This is a genomic window from Streptomyces sp. NPDC005863 (genome assembly GCF_042871345.1).
Classification (GTDB): Bacteria; Actinomycetota; Actinomycetes; order Streptomycetales; family Streptomycetaceae; genus Streptomyces.
Genome location: NZ_JBIAII010000005.1, coordinates 310,920 through 329,700 on the forward strand (window position 1 = coordinate 310,920; position 18,781 = coordinate 329,700).

The 18,781-nt window shown below is 72.5% G+C and carries 21 protein-coding genes; 18 read left to right on the forward strand and 3 right to left on the reverse strand.

Annotation, left to right across the window (positions count from 1 at the left end; genetic code table 11):
* Window positions 1–1,311 (reverse strand): amidohydrolase, encoded by a 1,311-nt coding sequence (locus ACFYO9_RS20430; RefSeq protein ID WP_358777724.1) that lies wholly within the window; start codon window positions 1,309–1,311, stop codon window positions 1–3.
* A gap of 167 nt (window positions 1,312–1,478) precedes the next feature.
* Here ACFYO9_RS20430 and ACFYO9_RS20435 point away from each other — a divergent pair, with 167 nt between their 5' ends.
* From ACFYO9_RS20435 to ACFYO9_RS20460, 6 genes are all read left to right on the forward strand, one after another.
* Complete coding sequence (locus ACFYO9_RS20435) at window positions 1,479–2,126, forward strand: histidine phosphatase family protein (RefSeq protein ID WP_358777725.1); 648 nt, start codon at window positions 1,479–1,481, stop codon at window positions 2,124–2,126.
* A 106-nt stretch (window positions 2,127–2,232) separates the two neighbouring features.
* Window positions 2,233–2,415 carry a hypothetical protein gene (locus tag ACFYO9_RS20440; RefSeq protein ID WP_355804672.1) on the forward strand — a complete coding sequence of 61 codons (183 nt, stop codon included), beginning with the start codon at window positions 2,233–2,235 and terminating at the stop codon, window positions 2,413–2,415.
* 177 nt (window positions 2,416–2,592) lie between these two features.
* Window positions 2,593–2,937 (forward strand): hypothetical protein, encoded by a 345-nt coding sequence (locus tag ACFYO9_RS20445; RefSeq protein WP_355804669.1) that lies wholly within the window; start codon window positions 2,593–2,595, stop codon window positions 2,935–2,937.
* A gap of 51 nt (window positions 2,938–2,988) precedes the next feature.
* Window positions 2,989–3,345 (forward strand): hypothetical protein, encoded by a 357-nt coding sequence (locus ACFYO9_RS20450; RefSeq protein WP_355804666.1) that lies wholly within the window; start codon window positions 2,989–2,991, stop codon window positions 3,343–3,345.
* 95 nt (window positions 3,346–3,440) lie between these two features.
* A complete protein-coding gene (locus ACFYO9_RS20455; protein WP_358706014.1) occupies window positions 3,441–3,938 on the forward strand; it encodes a peptidylprolyl isomerase in 498 nt (165 codons plus the stop codon).
* 181 nt (window positions 3,939–4,119) lie between these two features.
* On the forward strand, window positions 4,120–5,052 hold the full coding sequence (locus ACFYO9_RS20460) for a restriction endonuclease (protein ID WP_358777726.1): 933 nt from the start codon (window positions 4,120–4,122) through the stop codon (window positions 5,050–5,052).
* A gap of 4 nt (window positions 5,053–5,056) precedes the next feature.
* On the opposite strand, the gene ACFYO9_RS20465 is transcribed toward ACFYO9_RS20460, so the two are convergent.
* Window positions 5,057–6,100 (reverse strand): HEAT repeat domain-containing protein, encoded by a 1,044-nt coding sequence (locus ACFYO9_RS20465; RefSeq protein WP_358777727.1) that lies wholly within the window; start codon window positions 6,098–6,100, stop codon window positions 5,057–5,059.
* Window positions 6,094–6,792 carry a HEAT repeat domain-containing protein gene (locus ACFYO9_RS20470; RefSeq protein WP_358777728.1) on the reverse strand — a complete coding sequence of 233 codons (699 nt, stop codon included), beginning with the start codon at window positions 6,790–6,792 and terminating at the stop codon, window positions 6,094–6,096. The genes ACFYO9_RS20465 and ACFYO9_RS20470 overlap by 7 nt, the downstream gene beginning before the upstream one ends.
* A 153-nt stretch (window positions 6,793–6,945) precedes the next feature.
* On the opposite strand from ACFYO9_RS20470, the gene ACFYO9_RS20475 reads away from it, so the two are divergent.
* From ACFYO9_RS20475 to ACFYO9_RS20530, 12 genes are all read left to right on the forward strand, one after another.
* Window positions 6,946–7,224: a DUF3253 domain-containing protein gene (locus ACFYO9_RS20475; RefSeq protein ID WP_358777729.1), complete on the forward strand. Its 279-nt coding sequence runs from the start codon at window positions 6,946–6,948 to the stop codon at window positions 7,222–7,224.
* Between the two features lie 206 nt (window positions 7,225–7,430).
* Entirely contained in the window at window positions 7,431–7,796 is a 366-nt protein-coding gene (locus tag ACFYO9_RS20480; RefSeq protein WP_355804651.1) for an STAS domain-containing protein, read from the forward strand.
* Between the two features lie 32 nt (window positions 7,797–7,828).
* Window positions 7,829–8,485: a response regulator transcription factor gene (locus tag ACFYO9_RS20485; protein ID WP_358777730.1), complete on the forward strand. Its 657-nt coding sequence runs from the start codon at window positions 7,829–7,831 to the stop codon at window positions 8,483–8,485.
* A complete protein-coding gene (locus ACFYO9_RS20490; protein WP_358777731.1) occupies window positions 8,482–9,606 on the forward strand; it encodes a PAS domain S-box protein in 1,125 nt (374 codons plus the stop codon). Before ACFYO9_RS20485 ends, ACFYO9_RS20490 begins: the two co-directional genes overlap by 4 nt.
* Window positions 9,603–10,004 carry a response regulator transcription factor gene (locus ACFYO9_RS20495; protein WP_358706000.1) on the forward strand — a complete coding sequence of 134 codons (402 nt, stop codon included), beginning with the start codon at window positions 9,603–9,605 and terminating at the stop codon, window positions 10,002–10,004. Before ACFYO9_RS20490 ends, ACFYO9_RS20495 begins: the two co-directional genes overlap by 4 nt.
* 128 nt (window positions 10,005–10,132) lie before the next feature.
* Window positions 10,133–11,002, forward strand: a complete 870-nt coding sequence (locus tag ACFYO9_RS20500; protein ID WP_358777732.1) for a helix-turn-helix transcriptional regulator — start codon at window positions 10,133–10,135, stop codon at window positions 11,000–11,002.
* Entirely contained in the window at window positions 10,999–11,202 is a 204-nt protein-coding gene (locus tag ACFYO9_RS20505; protein ID WP_355804636.1) for a DUF397 domain-containing protein, read from the forward strand. Before ACFYO9_RS20500 ends, ACFYO9_RS20505 begins: the two co-directional genes overlap by 4 nt.
* 470 nt (window positions 11,203–11,672) lie before the next feature.
* Window positions 11,673–13,151 (forward strand): sugar transferase, encoded by a 1,479-nt coding sequence (locus tag ACFYO9_RS20510; RefSeq protein ID WP_358705995.1) that lies wholly within the window; start codon window positions 11,673–11,675, stop codon window positions 13,149–13,151.
* 124 nt (window positions 13,152–13,275) lie between these two features.
* Window positions 13,276–14,601: a nucleotide sugar dehydrogenase gene (locus tag ACFYO9_RS20515; RefSeq protein ID WP_358777733.1), complete on the forward strand. Its 1,326-nt coding sequence runs from the start codon at window positions 13,276–13,278 to the stop codon at window positions 14,599–14,601.
* Window positions 14,591–15,895 (forward strand): glycosyltransferase family 4 protein, encoded by a 1,305-nt coding sequence (locus tag ACFYO9_RS20520; protein ID WP_358777734.1) that lies wholly within the window; start codon window positions 14,591–14,593, stop codon window positions 15,893–15,895. Before ACFYO9_RS20515 ends, ACFYO9_RS20520 begins: the two co-directional genes overlap by 11 nt.
* A complete protein-coding gene (locus ACFYO9_RS20525) occupies window positions 15,892–17,259 on the forward strand; it encodes a polysaccharide biosynthesis protein (RefSeq protein ID WP_358777735.1) in 1,368 nt (455 codons plus the stop codon). Before ACFYO9_RS20520 ends, ACFYO9_RS20525 begins: the two co-directional genes overlap by 4 nt.
* Window positions 17,256–18,779 (forward strand): Wzz/FepE/Etk N-terminal domain-containing protein, encoded by a 1,524-nt coding sequence (locus tag ACFYO9_RS20530; RefSeq protein ID WP_358777736.1) that lies wholly within the window; start codon window positions 17,256–17,258, stop codon window positions 18,777–18,779. The genes ACFYO9_RS20525 and ACFYO9_RS20530 overlap by 4 nt, the downstream gene beginning before the upstream one ends.
* The last annotated feature ends 2 nt before the right edge of the window (window positions 18,780–18,781 follow it).

Sequence of the window (18,781 nt, forward strand, 5' to 3'; positions counted from 1 at the left end):
TCACCGCGCCGGCCGGCCGCCGTCCAGCCAGGCCAGCGCGGCCGTCGTCAGCGCGGTGACACCGGTGGTGAGCGTCGGCTCGACCAGCGGCGCGAAGGACGGCGAGTGGTTCGAGGGGATGTCCCGCTCGAAGGTGCCCGCGCGCTGCGCGGCAATCACCTCGTCCGCGTCGGCGCCGCCGAACAGCCAGTAGCAGAGCGGGACGTGGCCCTGCGCGGCGGTGGCGAAGATCCCGACGTCCTCGCTGCCGGTGACCTGTCCCGGGTCGACGACCCGCTCCGTGCCGAGGACCGCGCTGATCGCGGCCATCGTCCGGTCGACGGCGTCCGCGTCGTTGATGACGACGGGGAAGGTGTCGATCTCCGTGATCTCCGGCTCCTTCTCCGCCCCGGCCGTGGCGGCCTCGCCCCTGATGATGCGCTCGACGGCGGCGAGGACGCGGGTGCGGACCTCGGGCGTGTAGGTGCGGATGTTGAGCTGGAGCTCGGCCTCGTCGGGAATGATGTTGTGCTTCGTGCCCGCCCGCACCGAGCCGACGGTGACCACGGCCGTCTCCCCGCCCGCGATCTCCCGGGACACCACCGTCTGCAGCCGCATCACGGTCGACGCGGCGAGCACGACGGGGTCGATGGTCGTCTCCGGGCGCGAGCCGTGTCCGCCCTTGCCGAACAGCCGCACCCGCAGCGCGTCGGTCGCCGCGAAGGCCGCGCCCGGGTGCGCGCCGATCATGCCGGCGGGCAGCGGCGCGACGTGCTGGCCGAGCACGACGTCGGGCGTGCCGAACCGCTCGTAGAAACGGTCGTCGACCATCTCCTGCGCGCCCTGCCCGGCCTCCTCGGCGGGCTGGAAGACCGCGACGATCCGGCCGGACCAGTCGCCGCGGGCGTCGGCCAGCAGCTTCAGGGCGCCCAGCAGACAGGTGACGTGCATGTCGTGACCGCAGGCGTGCATGACGCCGTCGGTGCGGGAGGCGTACGGCAGCCCGGTGCGCTCGGCGACCGGCAGCGCGTCCATGTCGGCGCGGAGCAGGACGATGGGGCCGGCGGCCGGTTTCGTGCCGTCGTTCGCCAGGACGGCGACCACGCCGGTGCGGCCGACGCCGGTGGTGACCTCGTAGCCGTACGAGGCGGCGCGGCGGGCGACCTCGGCGGCGGTGCGGTGTTCCTCGAAGGAGAGCTCCGGGTGGGCGTGCAGATCGCGGTAGAGGTCGGCGAGGTCGTCCCGGATGGCGTCGAGGCCGCGCAGGGCGGCGGGTCGCGACGTGCTGTTGAGCTCACCCGTGGCGGCGGACTTCGGTTCGGCGGCGGTCATCTCACGCTCCTCGTCTGTGGCGCTCCCGCCGTCCAACGTACGGGGTCGTGATCGGGACCGGCCCGCCGGAACCGCCGGAACCGCGCGCCGGAACCCCAGGAACCGGACCGCGAGCCCGACGCGTCCCCCCGCCTGCCGCCACCGAAGATCGAAAGGGACCGCACCCCATGACCCCACCCCCCGCCACACCCGCCACCCCGACCGCCACCCGCCACCTCTACGTCGCCCGCCACGCCGAGGCCACGCCCGACGAGAGCGGGCTGACCGAGGCGGGCCTGCGCCAGGCGGTGCTGCTCGGCGAACGGCTCAGGGAGATACCGCTCGCGGCGATCCACCACGGCCCGCTCCCCCGGGCCGCGCAGACCGCCCAGCTGATCGGCGAGCGCTTGGCCGGCGTCCCCCTGCACCGCTCGGAGCCGGCCGGCGACTACCTCCCGTACCTGCCCGCGCGGGACGAACTGCCGCCGGAGACGGCGGACACCACCCTGGCGCGTCTCGCCGAGTTCCCCGAGGCGGAGCGCGCGGGCGGGCCTGCCCTGGCCCGCGAGGCCGTCGCCCGGTTCACCGGCCCCGTCGCGGGAACCGAGCCCCGGCACGAACTCCTCGTCACCCACAACTTCCTGATCGGCTGGCTGGTCCGGGCCGCGCTCGACGCCCCGCCCGCCCGCTGGCTGGGCCTGAACCACGGCAACGCGGCGCTGACCCTGCTGCGGTACACCCCCGGCCGCACCGCCACGGTGGTCTTCTTCAACGACATGCGCCACCTGCCGAAGGAGCTGCGCTGGACGGGGTTCCCCCCGGAGCTCCGCGGCTGAACCGCCGCGACTTCTGTCTGATCACCGCATGCCGGGGAACACGGCAGTCAGCAGTGCGTCCACCGGGACCATCCATGGTCCGCCGTCCCCCGGCAGGAGAAGACCCATGCTTGCAATCGCGGCAGCCGTGCTCTTCGTCGTCGCCTTCCTCATCCACGCCACCGAGACGTCGACGGAGGCCGTCTTCAGCCCGACGAGCCTCATGCTCGTCGGCCTCGCGCTCCTCGCCCTGCACTCCGCGGGACTCGGTTCGGGCTGGTCCGCCCGGGGCCGCGGACGCCGGCGCTGAGGACACCGGCCCCCAGCACCCCGACCCCCGGGGCGGCGGCCGCCGCAGAAGGCGCCGCCGCCCCGCAACCGCGTTGACACGGACCGTGGCCGGACGTTGACTGACAGGCCCGGCGCACGTGCACCGGACACCGAGCACCACCGGTCACACCAACCTGCGGAACGGATACGGCACCTGATGTACGACCAGACACGCGCCCAGCAGCCCGCCGACCAGCCCGGCGCCCGTGCGGAGCGCCCCGCCGCCGGCCCGGAGCCGCTGCTCCCGCCGGACGAGCGGGACCGCATCACGCGGCGCCTCGGCCACTCGGTCAACACCTTCGCGGACACCCCGCGCGAGGCGCTGGAGGAGGCGGACGCCCTGCTGGACGAGGCGTCCGCCAAGCTGGTGGAGGCCATCGCGGAACGGCGGCGCGCCCTGCGCGCCGGCTGGCAGGAGCAGGACCTCGCGACGGAGTCCGCCGAGGCCCGGCTCGCCCTGCGCCAGTACCGGGAGACCATCCAGCGGCTCATCCGTCTCTAGCTCCAGCCGGCTCCGTGTCCACCCGGCCGACCGCTGCATAGAATCTGACTCATGTCGAAGCCTGACGAACTGCTCGTTGACGTCGCCGCCCTGGTGGAGTCCGGGCAGAGCAACCAGATGTCCCTGACCGTGGTCGCCGGTGGCGCCGTGATCACCGGCCGGCTGGCTCCCGAGGTGGTGTGGAGGCAGCGGGTGTCCGAGGTGTTGACGGACTCGGTCCGCCTGGGCGAGTTCTCCGCCGTGTTCGACACCCCCACGAAGAGCGATCCGCCCACCCACCTGCACTTCCACGTCGCCAGGATCCTCCAGGGCACGGTGGGGATCCCGGAGACCGGCGGGATGTACCGCGTCGCGATCGACGACGTCAGCGCCTGGACCATGGGCGACTTCAGCTACTCCGACCACTGAGCACCGCGTTCCGACCACCCGCCCCGGGGCGGGTCCGCGCGCCGTAAAGCATGTCCGCGGCGCGCCGCGCCCCGGGGTCATGACAGGATCCCCTCATGGCTACAAACGTATTCTTCAACATCACCATCGATGGCGAGGCCGCAGGCCGGATCGTCTTCAAGCTGTACGACGACGTCGTCCCCAAGACGGCGCAGAACTTCCGTGAGCTCGCCACCGGCGAGCACGGCTTCGGGTACGAGGGCTCCGGCTTCCACCGCGTCATCCCGGACTTCATGCTCCAGGGCGGCGACTTCACCCGCGGCGACGGCACGGGCGGCAAGAGCATCTACGGCGAGAAGTTCGCCGACGAGAACTTCAAGCTCAAGCACGACAAGCCGTTCCTGCTGTCGATGGCGAACGCGGGCCCGAACAGCAACGGCTCGCAGTTCTTCGTCACCACCGTCGTCACCCCGTGGCTCGACGGCAAGCACGTCGTCTTCGGCGAGGTCGTCGAGGGCGAGGACCTGGTGAAGAAGATCGAGTCCCTGGGCTCGCGCTCCGGTGCCACGAAGGCGAAGGTCGTCGTCGCGTCCTCGGGCGTCGTGGGCGAGTGACACGTCGTTTCCGGAGCACCTCGTTCCGGTGACACCGCATTTCGGACCCGTGAGGGCCGGCGTCGACACCTGTCGCGCCGGCCCTCGCTCGTTCCCCCCTCCTGACCATCCCTTTTAGCGTTGCCGATCTTGGGCACCCGGGGATGCGTGATCTTGGTTGTCGTCCACCATGAGGGAGGGAATGACCGTGCCCTCGCGCCCGGTGCGCCGCAAGGATCGTGAGCGGCGCTTCGATCTCCGTACGACCGCCCTGTTCTTCGTCCTCGTCGCCGTCGCCCTGTGCGGCACGGTGTTCCTGGTCAGGACCGCCGCGCAGATGGCGCAGACCCGTCCGCTGTGGGTCGGCTCGCTCGTCGTCGTGGGACTCGCGGCCGCCTATCTGGGACGGTCCCGGTGGCGCCGGTTCTCCGCGGCGCGGTATGCGCGGCGCGCGGCCGAGGTCCTGGAGGAGGCGGCCGAGCGGGCCTCGGCGAGCCTCGACGCCACCGCGCCCGCGGGGCCGGCACCCGCCGTCGCCGGGGTGGCCGACCTGCGCGGGGCCGGCGGGTGGGGTCCGCGGGACGAGACGTACGTGGACCAGACGTACGTGGACCGGACGGACATGGCCGACACCTACGTGGCCGAGACGACGTACACGGTGTCCGAGCCGGCCTCCGAGACGCTCGTACCGGACGACGGGGCGGAGGCCGCGACGACCGTCGTGCTCGACGCGCCGGTCGACTACGCCGCCCTCGACCCCGACGCCTTCGAGCAGGCCATAGCCGACCTGTGCGCCCGTGACGCCTGCCGGGACACCGAAGTCGTGGGCGGGGCCTGTGACTTGGGCGCCGACGTCGTGGCGGTGGCCCCGGACGGCCGCAGGGTCGTCATCCAGTGCAAGCGGTACGGGGCGGACCACAAGGTCGGCTCCCAGGATCTGCAGCGCTTCGGAGGCACGTGCTTCACCGTCCACGAGGCGGACGTCGCGGCGCTCGTGACGACGAGCGACTTCACCGCGCCCGCCCTGGAGTACGCGGAGCAGTGCGGCATAGTCTGCGTGAACGGCGCGGACCTTCAGGCGTGGTGCGACGGCACAGGACCGAACCCCTGGGAACTGGTGCCGGTCGAGGCGTGAGCCGTCAGCCCCGCGGACCCTGTGGCGGGGTGTCGTCCGGGAGGACTCCGAGCAGGGCCGTGGCGACCAGGGCCACGGCCGGGTCGGGGTCGCCGGTCAGGCCCCGCAGGGTCTCGCGCGCCGCCGCTCCCCCGATCTCCACCAGCGCCTGGGTGAGGCGGATCCGGGTCGCGGAGTCCGCGGCCGGCGCGGCAAGCTCCTCGGCGAGGGCGGTCGTGATCCGGTGCGCGCACTCCGGGTCGCCGGACAGCGCGCCGAGCACCTCCGCCGCGTCCACGTCGTTCGCGCCCTCGACCACCATGTCGACGAGGACCGGTACGGCGGCCGGTGCGGTCGCGGCGGTGCCGTGCCGGCCCAGGGCCAGCGCGGCCTGCCGGCGCACCGTCGTGTCGGCGTCGCCGAGCGCCGCCGCGAGCACGGCGGTGGCGCCCGGGGCCCCGGGCATCCCGGCGAGCGCCAGCATCGCGCGCCGCCGGACGTCGACGTCCGGGTCGTGCGCGCCGGCGGCCAGTGCCGCCACCCCGTCGTCCCCCGCACGGGCGAGCGCCCAGCGCAGCGCGCCCGCCACGTACGGGTCGGCCTCGGCGAGGACCGCGCCGGCCAGCACCTCGGCGGGGACCGGCACGTCCGCCGGCTGGGCCAGGACCGCCTGCTGCCGGCGTGCGGCGCCGCCCGAGTCGAGCTCCCGCATCAGCTCCACCACGCGCAGGACGTCCTGCCAGCCCGCGGGCGCGGACGCGTCGATCGCGCGGAGCCTCGCGAGCAGTTCCCGCTCCCGCGCCAGGCGGTCCTCGGCCCACTCGATGAGGTCGCCGACCAGTGCGGACGGCGTGAAGTCCGGGTCCTTGAGCGCGCGCCCGATCTGCTTGAGCGAGAGCCCGAGGGACCGCAGGCTCTCCACGTGGAAGATCCTGCGGATGTCCGCGGCGGAGTACTCGCGGTAGCCGCCGACGGTACGGCCCGTGGGCCGTACAAGACCGAGCGCGTCGTAGTGCCGGAGCATCCGAGCACTCACCCCGGACCGCCGCGCCACCTCCCCGATCAACAATCCCCGGCCCCCGGACCCAGCGCGACCTGGCGCTTCGCCTCCTCCACCGCTGCGTCGAAATCCGTCTCCGGGTCGCGCAGGAGCAGCTGCGTCGCGTGGGCGTGGGTGGCCACCTTCGGGTCGGGGGACTTCGTGGATCTGTCCAGTACGGGGTGGGCCGCGTCTCCCAGGTCGACCAGCGCGCGGCTCAGGCTGCGGCGTACCTCGTGGTCGCCGCGGGCCAGTTGCCGGGCCAGGGCCTCGGCCAGGCCGTGCCTCTCCCCCTCGTCCTGCGGCGCCAGGGCGACCGCCACGCGCCACGCCGTCCGAGCCACCTCGTCGTCGGGGTCGCTCAGCAGGTCGCCGGTGATCCAGGACCACGCCCTGGCGTCGCCGATCTTCGAGAGCGAGTGCAGCGCCTGGCCGCGGGCCTGCGGGTGTTCCGCGTCGAGTTCCCGGCGGATCCGGGGCAGCGCGCTCTCCGCCGGGAGACGGGTCAGCGCCCACGTCAGCATGTCCCGTACGAAGAAGTCCGGCTCGACCCCGCACCGCTCGACGAGCGCCTCCAGGAACACGGGGTCGGGGCGCGAGCCCACCGTCATGGCCGCCTGCAGCCGCACGGACGAGTCGTCGGCATTCAAGGCGTTGATCACACGGGCGTGTTGCGGGGTCACCTGGTTCAAGTCGTTGATCGGGACCACCTCCTGCGCCAAGGGGAGACCTTAACATCGTGTCAAGGTCAAGCCACTGGCCGGAGAGGCGGGTCAACTCGCAGGTCAGGCGGCATCCGATCACCCCGCGCGCGGGACCGCGCCGGGCGCCCCGCCCACCGCGCGGCCACCGGCCACCGGTGCGACACTGACCGCGTGACGGAGAACGACGACCTCACCCCCACCGACCGCCGCCTGGAGCGCGCCATCCTGGACCTCCTGGCACGCCGTGACCCGAGCTCCTCGATCTGCCCCTCCGACGCCGCCCGCGCCGTCCACACCGGCGACGACGACGGCTGGCGCGCGCTCATGGAACCCGCCCGCCGAGCCGCTTGGCGCCTGGTCGACGCCGGCGAGGTGGAGATCACTCAGGGCGGCAAGACCGTCGACGCCACGCAGGCCCGCGGCCCCATCCGTATCCGCCGCGCACGCTGACGGACCGGAGCCGGGCGGCAACCTCCGTAGGCGCGTGTTGACTTCCACGACTAGTGCAGATTCACTAGAGCTCAACTGATGCCCTCGCACTATGAGGTAGCGATGTCGTGGCCGACCACACGGGCCTTCCCTCCCCCAGGAAGCGTTCCCAAGGCCCACCAGCGTCGGCACATGCCGCGCGTGAGCACGGAGAGGTGCGGGACACTGTGACCGTTCATCCGTTCACGTCGCGGGCGGACGTCCACGCGGGCGCCGCCCGGGTGACGCTCGTCGGCGAACTCGACCTGGACGCCGCCCCCTACGTCCGCGACGCCGTCGCGGCCTGTCTGGTGAAACGCCCGACCAGCCTGGACCTCGATCTGACCGGCGTCTCCTTCTGCGACTGCGCCGGCCTGAACTCCCTCCTTGTGGCCCGGAATTCGGTGCTCTGGGCGGGTGTGGACCTCCGCGTCGAAGGGATCGGCGAGCAGTTGTCGCGGCTGCTCGCGCTGATCGGGGCCGAGTCCCTGTTCCTCGGTGAGAGGGCCCCCGCAGCGGCCGCCGAGTCGCCGCTCCGGGACCTTCTGGCATGATCGTGCGGTCCGCCACCTGCGAGGATGTCTCCATGCCTGCCCCGTCCGCCCAGCGCCCCCCGGTCAGAGTCCTCTTGGTGGAGGACCACGACATGGTGGCCGAGGCGATCCGCCTCGCCCTGGAGCGGTCACCCGATCTGCGGGTCGTGGGACGTGCGCCGTCGGTGGCAGGGGCCCTGGACACGGCGCGGCAGTGCGCTCCCGACGTCGTCCTGATGGACCGCCGCCTGCCGGACGGCGACGGGGTCACCGCCATCGCGGATCTGCTGGCCCTGATACCGGATGTCCGGGTGCTGATCCTGACCGGCGAGGGCAACGGATCGGTGGCCGCGCGCGTGGCGGAGACGGGCGGCGCCGGACTGATCCTCAAGGCCCGCGGACTGCACGAACTGGAGGACGCCGTACGCCGGGTGGCGGCCGGCGAGGTGGTGTTCAGCCCCGGTCTCCTCGGCGACGTGCTGGAGCGCCTGAGCGGCCGGACACCGGACGTCGGTGCCAATCTGACCCGGCGCGAGCGGGAGGCCCTGCAGTTGCTGGGAGAAGGACGCACCACCGCGGAGATCAGCGCCCAGCTCGGCGTCGCCCTCAACACCGGGCGCAATCACGTCCAGCGGGTGCTGGAGAAGCTGGGCGCGCGTTCCCAGCTGGAGGCCGTGACGATCGCGCGCCGCGAAGGGCTCCTCACGTGACGCGCGACGAGGGCGAACAGCAGCACGGGGTACAGAGGCGGGCGGCCCCGATGTCGGACGCCGCCTTCACGCTGCTGGTCCAGGGCGTCCTCGACTACGGCATCTTCATGCTCGACCCGCAGGGCTACATCATCAGCTGGAACGCCGGCGCCGAGCGGATCAAGGGGTATCGCGCCGAGGACATCGTCGGACAGCACTTCTCCGTCTTCTACCCGCCGGAGGACCAGGCCTCGGGCAAGCCGCAGTGGGAGCTGGAGACCGCCGTGGCCGACGGCCGCCTCGAGGACGAGGGGTGGCGCGTCCGCAAGGACGGCTCCCGGTTCTGGGCGAACGTCGTCATCACCGCCCTCTGGAACGACCAAGGCGTGCTGCAGGGGTTCGGCAAGGTCACCCGCGACATGTCCGAGCGGCGGGCCGCGCAGCACGCCCTCAGTGAGCGCCGGCGGCTCTTCGACCACCTGGTCCAGGCACAGGAGACGGAGCGGCGCCGCATCGCCTGGGACGTCCACGACGACTCGATCCAGGCGATGGTCGCCGTCGGGATGCGGCTCGAACTCCTCGCGGACCGGGTGCCGGAGGAGTACGCGGCCGAACTCCAGCGGCTCGACACGTCGGTGCGCGAGGCGATCGGCCGCCTGCGCAGTCTGACCTTCCGGCTGCACCCGCCCGGCATCGACCGGCACGGCCTGGTCGAGGGGCTCGCCAGCCACCTTGAGGACATGGTGGGATCCTCCTGGGGGATGGCCTACTCGCTGTCCCACGAACTGGAGCGTGAGCCGACCCCCGAGACAGCCATCACCATTTTCCGTATCGTCCAGGAAGCATTGCTGAACGTGCACAAGCACGCGCGCGCCAACCGGGTCGACGTGCGGGTCGCGTCGGCCGACGAAGGCATCGTGACGCGGGTCGTGGACGACGGAACCGGCACCCCGGTGTCGCAGGTCGGTGCCCGCGACCACTTCGGGGTGATCGAGATGCGGGAGCGGGCCGAGACGGCAGGAGGATGGTGGTCCATGCACAGCCGCCCCGGTACGGGGACGACCGTCGAGTTCTGGGTGCCGAACCCGCTTCCCGCCGAGGCACCGGCTCCCGGACCGGAACCGAAGAGCGACGAACCGTGACCGCTGCGGCCGAGAACGGCTCCCCCCGTTCACCCTTCTCGGTACTCCTGTGCGACGACAACGCACTGCTCCTGGAGACACTGGACGAAGTCGTGCGGGCCCAGCCCGACATGGAGGTCGTGGGCCTGGCGCGCGAGGGCGAGGAGGCGCTGCGGCTCGCGGCGCTGCACCGGCCGGACCTCGTCGTCCTGGACGTCCGCTTCCCCGGCGGCGGCCCCTCCGTCGCGCGGGGCATCGCGAAGTGCTCGCCGGCCAGCCGCGTCGTGGTGTTCTCCGCCTACGACGACAAGACCTCGGTGGAGCAGATGACGCTCGCGGGCGCCCGCGAGTACGTGCTGAAGGGGACCGGCAACCGGACCCTCATCGCGGCCCTGCGCCGGGCCGCGGAGGCGACGTAGCCACCAGGTCGGCGACTGGTACTCCGGGACGGAGTACGAGTACGGAGGGTGGACAGCCCCGCAACGGAACGTAACCATGGCCGAGTTGGAAGTGGGTCGCGGGGCGGGCGTACGGGAGGTGTCCTCGCATGGCGGACGGTACGGACGGCAAGGGCGGTACGGGTGGTTCGTCCGGCGGGAGCGAGCCGGAGGTGTCGGACAGCCTCAGGACGTTCGGCGAGGTCTTGAAGGCGTTCCGCAAGCGGGCGCGCCTGACCCAGGAGGAGTTCGCCGAACGGGTCCCGTACTCGGTGCAGACGGTCGCCAAGATCGAGCAGGGCCGCCGCTTCCCCCAGCCGGACTTCGTGGAGCGGGCCGAGGAGGTCCTCGACGGGTTCGGGGCGCTGCGGGGCGCGGCGCGGCATCTGTCGCGGCAGCCGGGTCTCGCGAGCTGGTTCCGTCGGTGGGCGCAGTTCGAGGCGGACGCGATGAGTCTGTACACGTACGAATGCCGGGTGGTGCCGGGCCTGTTGCAGACGGAGTCGTATGCGCGGGCGGTGTCGTTCAGCGTGCCGCCGCTGCCGGACGAGGAGCAGTTGAGCGAGCGCATCGGCGCGCGGCTCGCGCGCCAGGACCTGCTGGCCACCAACCGCAGGCCGCCGACGTCGTTCAGCTTCATCGTGGAGCAGGCGGTGCTCGAACGGCGCACGGGCGGCGACGACGTGACGCGAGAGCTCTACGACCATCTGCTCGGCGTGATCGACCGGCACTGGAACGTGGAGTTCCAGCTGATGCCGCTGCGCCAGCCGAAGCACGCGGGGCTCGACGGTCCGCTCCAGCTGGCGGAGACGCCGGACCACCGGTGGTTCGGGTACTCGGAGGGGCAGGAGAACGGCCGGCTGATCCACGACCCGAAAGAGATCAGCCGCCTCCACCAGCGCTATGCCAAGATGCGCACACAGGCCCTGATCCCCGAGGACTCCCTGGGCCTGCTGAAGCGGATGCGAGGAGCGCTATGAGCACGTCCGAACTGGCCTGGTTCAAGAGCAGTTACAGCGGCTCGCAGGGTGACAGCTGTGTCGAGGTGGCGCTGTCCGGAGCGGCCACGACGCCCGACGGGGCGGTGCACGTGCGGGACTCGAAGCTGCCGCGCAGTCCGCGGCTCGCCGTCGCGCCCGATGCATGGCTCCGCTTCCTCTCGTACGCGACACGGGACTGACCCCGTCCCACCCGTCACAACCCCGAGGGCCCCGCCGGTTTCAACTCCGTTGCGGGGCCCTCCATTTGTCGCCAAGCGACGCGAATAAGCCTTTCCAGCGGCCGGTCGGCAAGCTTGGGCACAAATTCCACACATCCCCTCTCCATAGCGGGCTCGATGGTCTAGATTGACCGTGCTTCAGCGGTTCAGAACTGAAGCGAACCGGTTCCTGGAGCCCGAGAGGGGTCCTCGGGTGTGGGGAGCACCCGGGGTTGAGACGGGTTCCCGTGTGCACCCAAGGCCGGCAAAAGGACCACGCGTCCGCTGCCGCCTGCGTGCACCACATCCACCAACGCGGCAGGGGCCGGCACGTGATGCGCGGAAGGCTGAGCCTTCCGCGGGGGGAAGAACAGCGCGGAGCGGGAGGCTGGGGTGCCTTCCGGGGCACCAGTGCGAGTTGAACACGAACCACTGCAGACCTGGGGGGTCCTGTGCAGCAGGGGGAATTAGTCAACCCGTTTCCGTCGGCGCGGGGGCGTCTGACGAACGGGGTCATCAGCCGGCCCGCCATGGAGTGGGAGCAGCGGTACCGCCGCATCGTGATCACCAGCGATACGGTCGCCACCGCCTTCGTCGTGGCATCGATCGGCGGGTTCTTCGGAGTCAGGGACGCCGCAAACTGGCACGAGAAGTGGAGGATTCTCGCCTTCGGCACCGAACTGCTGGTCCTTGTGGCGCTCGCGGTGAGCAAGGCGTGGGCTCCGGCCGTGCTCGGCCAGGGCGCGGAGGAGTTCCGCAGGCTCGGACGCTCGCTGTTCACGGCGGCGGTCGTGCTGTCGCTCGGCGGGATAGCGCTCGCCTCCCGCAACATCAAGCTCTGGATATTCGTCGCCCTGCCGGCGATCGCGCTCGTCACCATGACCGAGCGGTATCTGCTCCGCCTCTGGCTGCACAAGCAGCGCAAAGAGGGGCGGTGTCTGCGCCCGGTGCTCGCCGCCGGGAGCCCGGCCACCGTACGGGACCTGATCATGCGGACCCGCAAGTTCCCGCACCTGGGCTGGCGCGTCGAGGCGGTGTGCATGCCGGAGGACCACGGGCTCGACGCCGACCATGTGGACGGTGTGCCGGTCGTCGGGCGGCTGGCGGACGTCGCGGGCCATGTGCGCGGCGACGGCTACCGGGTGGTCGCGGTCACCCCGGATCCGCACTGGTCGCCGGACCGGCTGCAGCGCCTCGCCTGGAACCTGGAGGGCAGCGACGCCGAAATGGTCGTCGCCCCCGTCCTGATGGAGGTGGCGGGGCCGCGGCTGCACGTCGACGCGGTGCTCGGGATCCCGCTGCTTCGGGTCAGCATGCCCACCTTCACCGGTGGGCGCCGGATGGTGAAGGGAATCGTCGACCGGCTGGGCGCCGCGGTCCTGCTGCTGCTCTTCGCGCCGCTCATGGTGGTCGTCGCGCTGCTCGTCATGGCGGACAGCCGCGGCGGTGCGCTCTACCGCCAGCGCCGAGTGGGCAAGGACGGCTGCGAGTTCACCATCTTCAAGTTCCGCACCATGGTCACCGGCGCCCACACGGCGCGTGCCGCGCTGGCCGATCACAACGAAGGCGCCGGGCTGCTGTTCAAGCTCCGCAGGGACCCGCGGGTGACGCGGGTGGGGACGGTGCTGCGCCGGTACTCGATCGACGAGCTGCCGCAGCTGCTCAACGTACTCACCGGGTCGATGTCGCTCGTCGGCCCGCGGCCGCCGCTGCCGGAGGAGTCCGCCGCGTACGGCCCGGACATCCGCCGGCGGCTGCTCGTCAAGCCCGGCCTCACCGGCCTGTGGCAGATCAGCGGACGCAGCGACCTGCCGTGGGAGGAGGCGGTCCGGCTCGACCTGCGGTACGTGGAGGACTGGTCGCTCGCGCTCGACTCGGTGATCTTGTGGAAGACGCTGCGCGCGGTGCTCAAGGGACAGGGGGCCTACTGATGGGGGCCTACTGATGTACGGGGGGTCACCGGTGTCCGGGAGGCCATCGATATCCGGGGGGCGCCGCTTCGTCGGCGCAGGAAGCGCAGGCCGCCAGGGCCTGCCTGGGGGGGAGGAGAGCGTCATGAGAGTCAGCGTCTTAGGGCTCGGATACGTGGGCTGCGTGTCGGCCGCGTGCCTGGCGGGGCAGGGCCACGAGGTCATCGGGGTCGACGTCAACCAGGCCAAGGTCGACCTGGTCAACGCCGGCAAGGCGCCGGTGGTCGAGGAGCGGATCGGCGAACTCGTCGCCGGCGTCGTGGAGTCCGGGGCGCTGCGCGCCACCCGTGACGTCCGCGACGCGGTCCTCAACAGCGACGTGTCGCTGATCTGTGTGGGCACCCCGTCGGAGCCCAACGGCAGCCTGTGCACCACCTACTTGGAGCGGGTCACCGAGCAGATCGGCGCCGCGCTGGCCGAGCGGGGAAAGGAGGGCGGCCGGCACACCGTCGTCTTCCGCAGCACCATGCTCCCCGGCACCTGCCTGAACCTGCTGGTGCCGATCCTGGAGAAGCACGCCGGCGGCACCGCGGGGACGGACTTCGGGGTCGCGGTCAACCCGGAGTTCCTGCGCGAGGGCACCAGCGTGCGGGACTTCTTCGACCCGCCGAAGACCGTCATCGGCGAACTCGACCCGGCCAGCGGCGACGTGGTCGCCGCGCTCTACGACGGCCTGCCCGGCGAGGTGTTCCGGGTGCCCGTCCCGGCGGCCGAGGCGATCAAGTACGCCGACAACGCGTTCCACGGCCTCAAGATCGGCTTCGCCAACGAGCTGGGCTCGGTGTGCCAGGCGCTCGGGGTGGACTCGCACCAGGTGATGGACGTGTTCCTCGCCGACCGCAAGCTGAACATCAGCCCCGCCTATCTGCGGCCCGGCTTCGCCTTCGGCGGCTCCTGCCTGCCCAAGGACCTGCGCAGCCTGGTGTACGCGGCGCAGCGCGCGGACGTCTCGGTGCCGATCCTGTCCCACGTCCTCGCCTCCAACGCCGACCACCTGCAGCGCGCGGTGGACCTCGTCGAGCGCACCGGCAAGCGGCGGGTCGGCCTGTTCGGGCTCTCCTTCAAGCCGGGCACCGACGACCTCCGCGAGAGCCCGCTCGTCGAGCTGGCGGAGCGGCTCTTCGGCAAGGGGTACGACCTGCGGATCTACGACGCCAACGTGAGCCTCTCCCGGCTCATGGGCGCCAACCGCGAGTACATCGAGACCCGCCTTCCGCACCTCGCGCAGCTGCTCGCCGACTCCGTCGACGAGGTGCTCGACCACGCCGAGGTGTGCCTCGTCGGCAGCAGCGACCCGGCCGTCCTTGCCGCGCTGCCGCACGGCGCCGCGCCGGTGATCGTCGACCTCATCCACCTTCCCGACGCCGATGCGCGCCGGAACGAACCGGGGTACATGGGCCTTGCTTGGTGACACGACGTCCGACGACACGGCGTCCGACGAGGCGACGGCCCACGAAGCGACGGCCGGTGCGGGCCGGCGCGCGCTGGTCCTGGTGGAGAACCTGTCCGTGCCCTTCGACCGGAGGGTGTGGCAGGAGTGCACCACGCTGCGCGACGCCGGGTGGGAGGTGCACGTCATCTGCCCCCGGGGGACCAAGCGGGACACGGAGGCGCGCGCCCTGATCGACGGGGTGCGCATCCACCGCTACCCGTTGCGCGCGGCCACCGGAGGCCCGGCCGGCTATCTCCGCGAGTACGGCACGGCGCTGTGGCACACGGCCCGGCTGGCCCGCGCGGTCGGACCGGTCGACGTCGTCCACGCCTGCAACCCGCCCGACCTGCTGTTCCTGCCCGCGCTGTGGCTGAAGCGGCGCGGCGCGCGGTTCGTCTTCGACCAGCACGACCTGGTGCCCGAGCTGTACCTCTCCCGGTTCGACCGGGGCAAGGACCTGCTCTACCGGGGCGTGTGCGCGCTGGAACGGATGACGTACCGGGCCGCCGACGTCGTGCTCGCCACCAACGAGAGCTACCGGGACGTCGCGGTGCGCCGCGGCGGGCAGCGCCCGGAGGATGTCTTCGTGGTGCGCAGCGCGCCCGACACCGACCGCTTCCACCCGGTGCCCGCCGAACCGGAGTTGAAACGGGGCAAGCCCCATCTGCTGTGCTATCTCGGTGTGATGGGCCCGCAGGACGGTGTCGACTACGCCCTGCGGGCGCTGGCCAAACTGCGCGACGACCTCGGGCGGACCGACTGGCACGCGGTGTTCGTCGGCGCCGGTGACGCCTTCGACGCGATGGTGGAGCTGTCGAAGCGGCTCGGCCTGTCGGAGCAGGTGCAGTTCACCGGGCGCATCCCGGACGCGGACCTGGCGCGCTATCTGTCCACGGCGGACGTGTGCCTCTCCCCCGACCCGCGCAACCCGCTCAACGACGTGTCGACCATGAACAAGGTCCTCGAGTACATGGTGATGGGCCGCCCGATCGTCTCCTTCGACCTGCGGGAGGCGCGGGTCTCCGCGGGTGAGGCGGCGCTCTACGCGCCCGCCAACGACGAGGCGGAGTTCGCCCGGCTCGTCGCGCTGCTCATGGACGACCCGGAGCAGCGGGCCGAGATGGGCAAGCTCGGCCAGGAGCGGATCGGCGGACAGCTCTCCTGGCGGAACTCCCAGCGCGCGCTGCTCGACGCCTACGCCGCCGCCGTCCGGGGCCGCGCCCCGGTGTCGGCGGCCCCCCGAGTCCGTACAGGGAAGAGGCAGCGCAGTTGAGTGAGGACGTCATACGCCTGGTCACCATCGGGCGGATCTTCCGGCGGCGCTGGCGGCTCCTCGCCGTCGCCGCCGTTCTGGGCGCCCTGGTCGGCTACGGCGCCTCACTGCTGTTCCCGCCGACCTACACGACGTCGACCTCGGTCCTGCTGGCCGGTCAGTGGGAGGAGCGCGAGCTGCTGACCCAGGCGGAGATCGCGTCCAGTTCGGCGGTGGTCGACCGTGCGGCCGTCGCGCTCGAATGGGACGGGGTCGGCGCCGGTGACCTGGGCGACCAGGTGAGCGCCAAGGCGGCCGACGGGAACATCATCAAGATCTCCGGTACGGCCGAGACGCCGGGGCGCGCCCAGCGCCTCTCCGACCAGGTGGCGCAGGAGTTCGTCACCTTCGCCGCGCGGATCGCCGGCGACGGCACCAACGCCGACGACGAGGAGGGGCCCGAGGCGCTGCGCGAGCGGGTGGCGACGACCAACCGCCGCATCTCCGACCTGGCCGACTCGGCCGACCCGGGGCGGACCGTGGAGGGCGTGCAGGCCCGCACCGAGCTGGAGAAGCTGCGCACCGCGCTGCAGCAGGCCATGAAGAAGCTGGACGACGCGGACCCGGCGACCAACAAGGCCAACATGGTCGTCATGGGCCCCGCCGCCCGGCCCAGCGGCGAGGCGCCGCCGACGCGGACGCAACTCACGGTCGCCGGCGCGGTGTTGTTCTTCCTGTTCGCCGTCATCGGCCACCTCGCCACCGCCCGGAGCAACCGCGGTCTGCGCACCGAGGCGGAGATCACCGCGGCGCTCGGCTCGACGCTGATCGGCACCGTCGACGTGCCCGGCCGGCGCGGCCTGCCCCGCTCGCGGGGCCGCGGCCCGCGCTGGCTGCGCCGGCTCCTCGGCGCCGACGCCCGGTGGGACCTGCCGGCCCCCCGGCCGTCCGCAGGCGCGGCGGGACGACAGACCCGGTACCGGCGGGTGTGCGCCCGCCTGCGCAACCAACTCCCCTCCCCCCGACGGATTCTGGCCGTCGTACCGGAGGGTGACGAGATCGCCCTGCGGGCCGCCGGGCAGCTCGCCGCCGAGGCCGGGAACGATCCGCTGCTGCGCGTGGTGGAGGTCTCGGTGACCCGGCCGCTGGTGCCGGACCGCGGCGCCGAGTCCGGCGCCCTGGTCGTGCTCAGCGCGGGCTGCTGGAGCGCGGGAGAGCTCGCCGGCGTCGCCGAGGCGTGCGCGGACGGCAGACACGAGGTCGTGGGCGTCGTCGTCGCCGACCCGGTCCGGGCCGCCCGCTCGGAGCGGGCCGCCGAGGCCCCTCGGCCACCTCACGCGCGGGCGGTCGCCGTGGGGGACGACGCGCGAGGAGGTGCGGTGTGACGACGGACGGGACATCGGAGCCGGGGTCCTCTCCCCTCTTCGACCTGCACGCGCTGGTGGTCGCCGTGCGCAGACGCCGCCGCTTCTGGTGCGCCCTGGCGCTGCTCGGGCTCCTCGCCGGTGCCGCGCTCGCCGTACTGCGCCCGCCGCCGCCCGCCGCGGTGACGAAGGTGCTCGTCACCCACCAGGACGACCAGCCCAACGACACCGGCACGCTGATCCGCACCGACGTCGAGCTGCTCGGCACCACCCGGATCGCCGGCCAGGCCCTGAAGGCCCTCAAGTCCACCGAGAAGCCCGAGGACTTCATGGCGGACTACCGAGGAACCGGCGTCACCAACAACCTGCTGCAGATCGACGTGACGGGTGCGAGCGACGCGGACGCGGTGGCCCGGGTGAAGGCGCTGGCCGACGCGTTCGTCGCCGACCACGTACGGCGGATGCGGGAGAGCGCCAAGGCCGAGGCCAAGGCGCTGATCGCGCAGCGCGACCGGATGCGCAAGGAGCTCGGGCAGATCAACGACTCGATCGGGACCCGCTCGCCGGAGAGCGACCCGCAGGGCTCGGCGAGCATCGAGTCGCTCTACGCCCGCCGCGCCGAACTGAACTCGCGCATCGCCGACTTCGACCAGCGGGCCGAGGAGGCGCGCATCGGCACGCCCAAGCTCGTCGCGGGCACCCAGATCGTGGACGCCCCGCGCGCCGTGCACCACTCCCTGGCGAAGTCGGCCGTCACCAACGCCGGGATCGGTTTCTTCCTCGGGCTCTTCCTCGGGCTCGCGGTGGCCGCGGTCGGCTCGGTGGTGGCGGACCGCCCGGTGCTGCGCCGGGAGATCGCGGCGAACCTCGGTGCCTCCGTCATCGCGGAACTGGGCGGTCAGCCCCGGCGCTTCTCCTGGCCGTGGCGGCTGCGCAGGACCCGGGCGGCCCACGAGCGGGTCACCACGACGCTGGCCCGCACCGTGCGCGGCGCGTCGGAACCCGTGTCGCTGCTCGAACTGGGATGCGCGCGCAGCACGAGCGTGCTCGCCCGGAACGTCGCCGCGGCCCTGGCGGCGGACGGCCCGGTGGCCCTCGTCGACGGTCTGCCGGGCCCGCACCTCGCCGAGGCCCGCCGCGGGCCCGGTGACCCGGACGTGGTCAGCGGCGAGCAGGCCGCCGCCCTGCCGCGCCAGGTGCGCAGGATCGGCGTCGGCTCGGTCGCGCCCGGCACCGCCTGGACCGACCTGCAGTACCTCGGCGGCCAGACCGTGCTCGTGGTGCGCGCGGGACACGGCAGCGCGGGCTGGCTGCACACCGTGGCGCGGCAGCTCGCGGACCAGAACATCCCGGTGCTCGGCGTGGTCCTCGTCGACCCCGACCCGCGCGACCGGACCGACGGCACGCTCTGGGACGGGCTGCACATCGCGCTGCGCGGCCACGGCGAGCGGCTGGCCCGGGAGAGCGTGCGGGGCCGGGCGCGCACCGAGCGTTCATCGAGAGCGGTACGCGTTCCCGACAGTGACAAGGAGGCGAGGTAGCA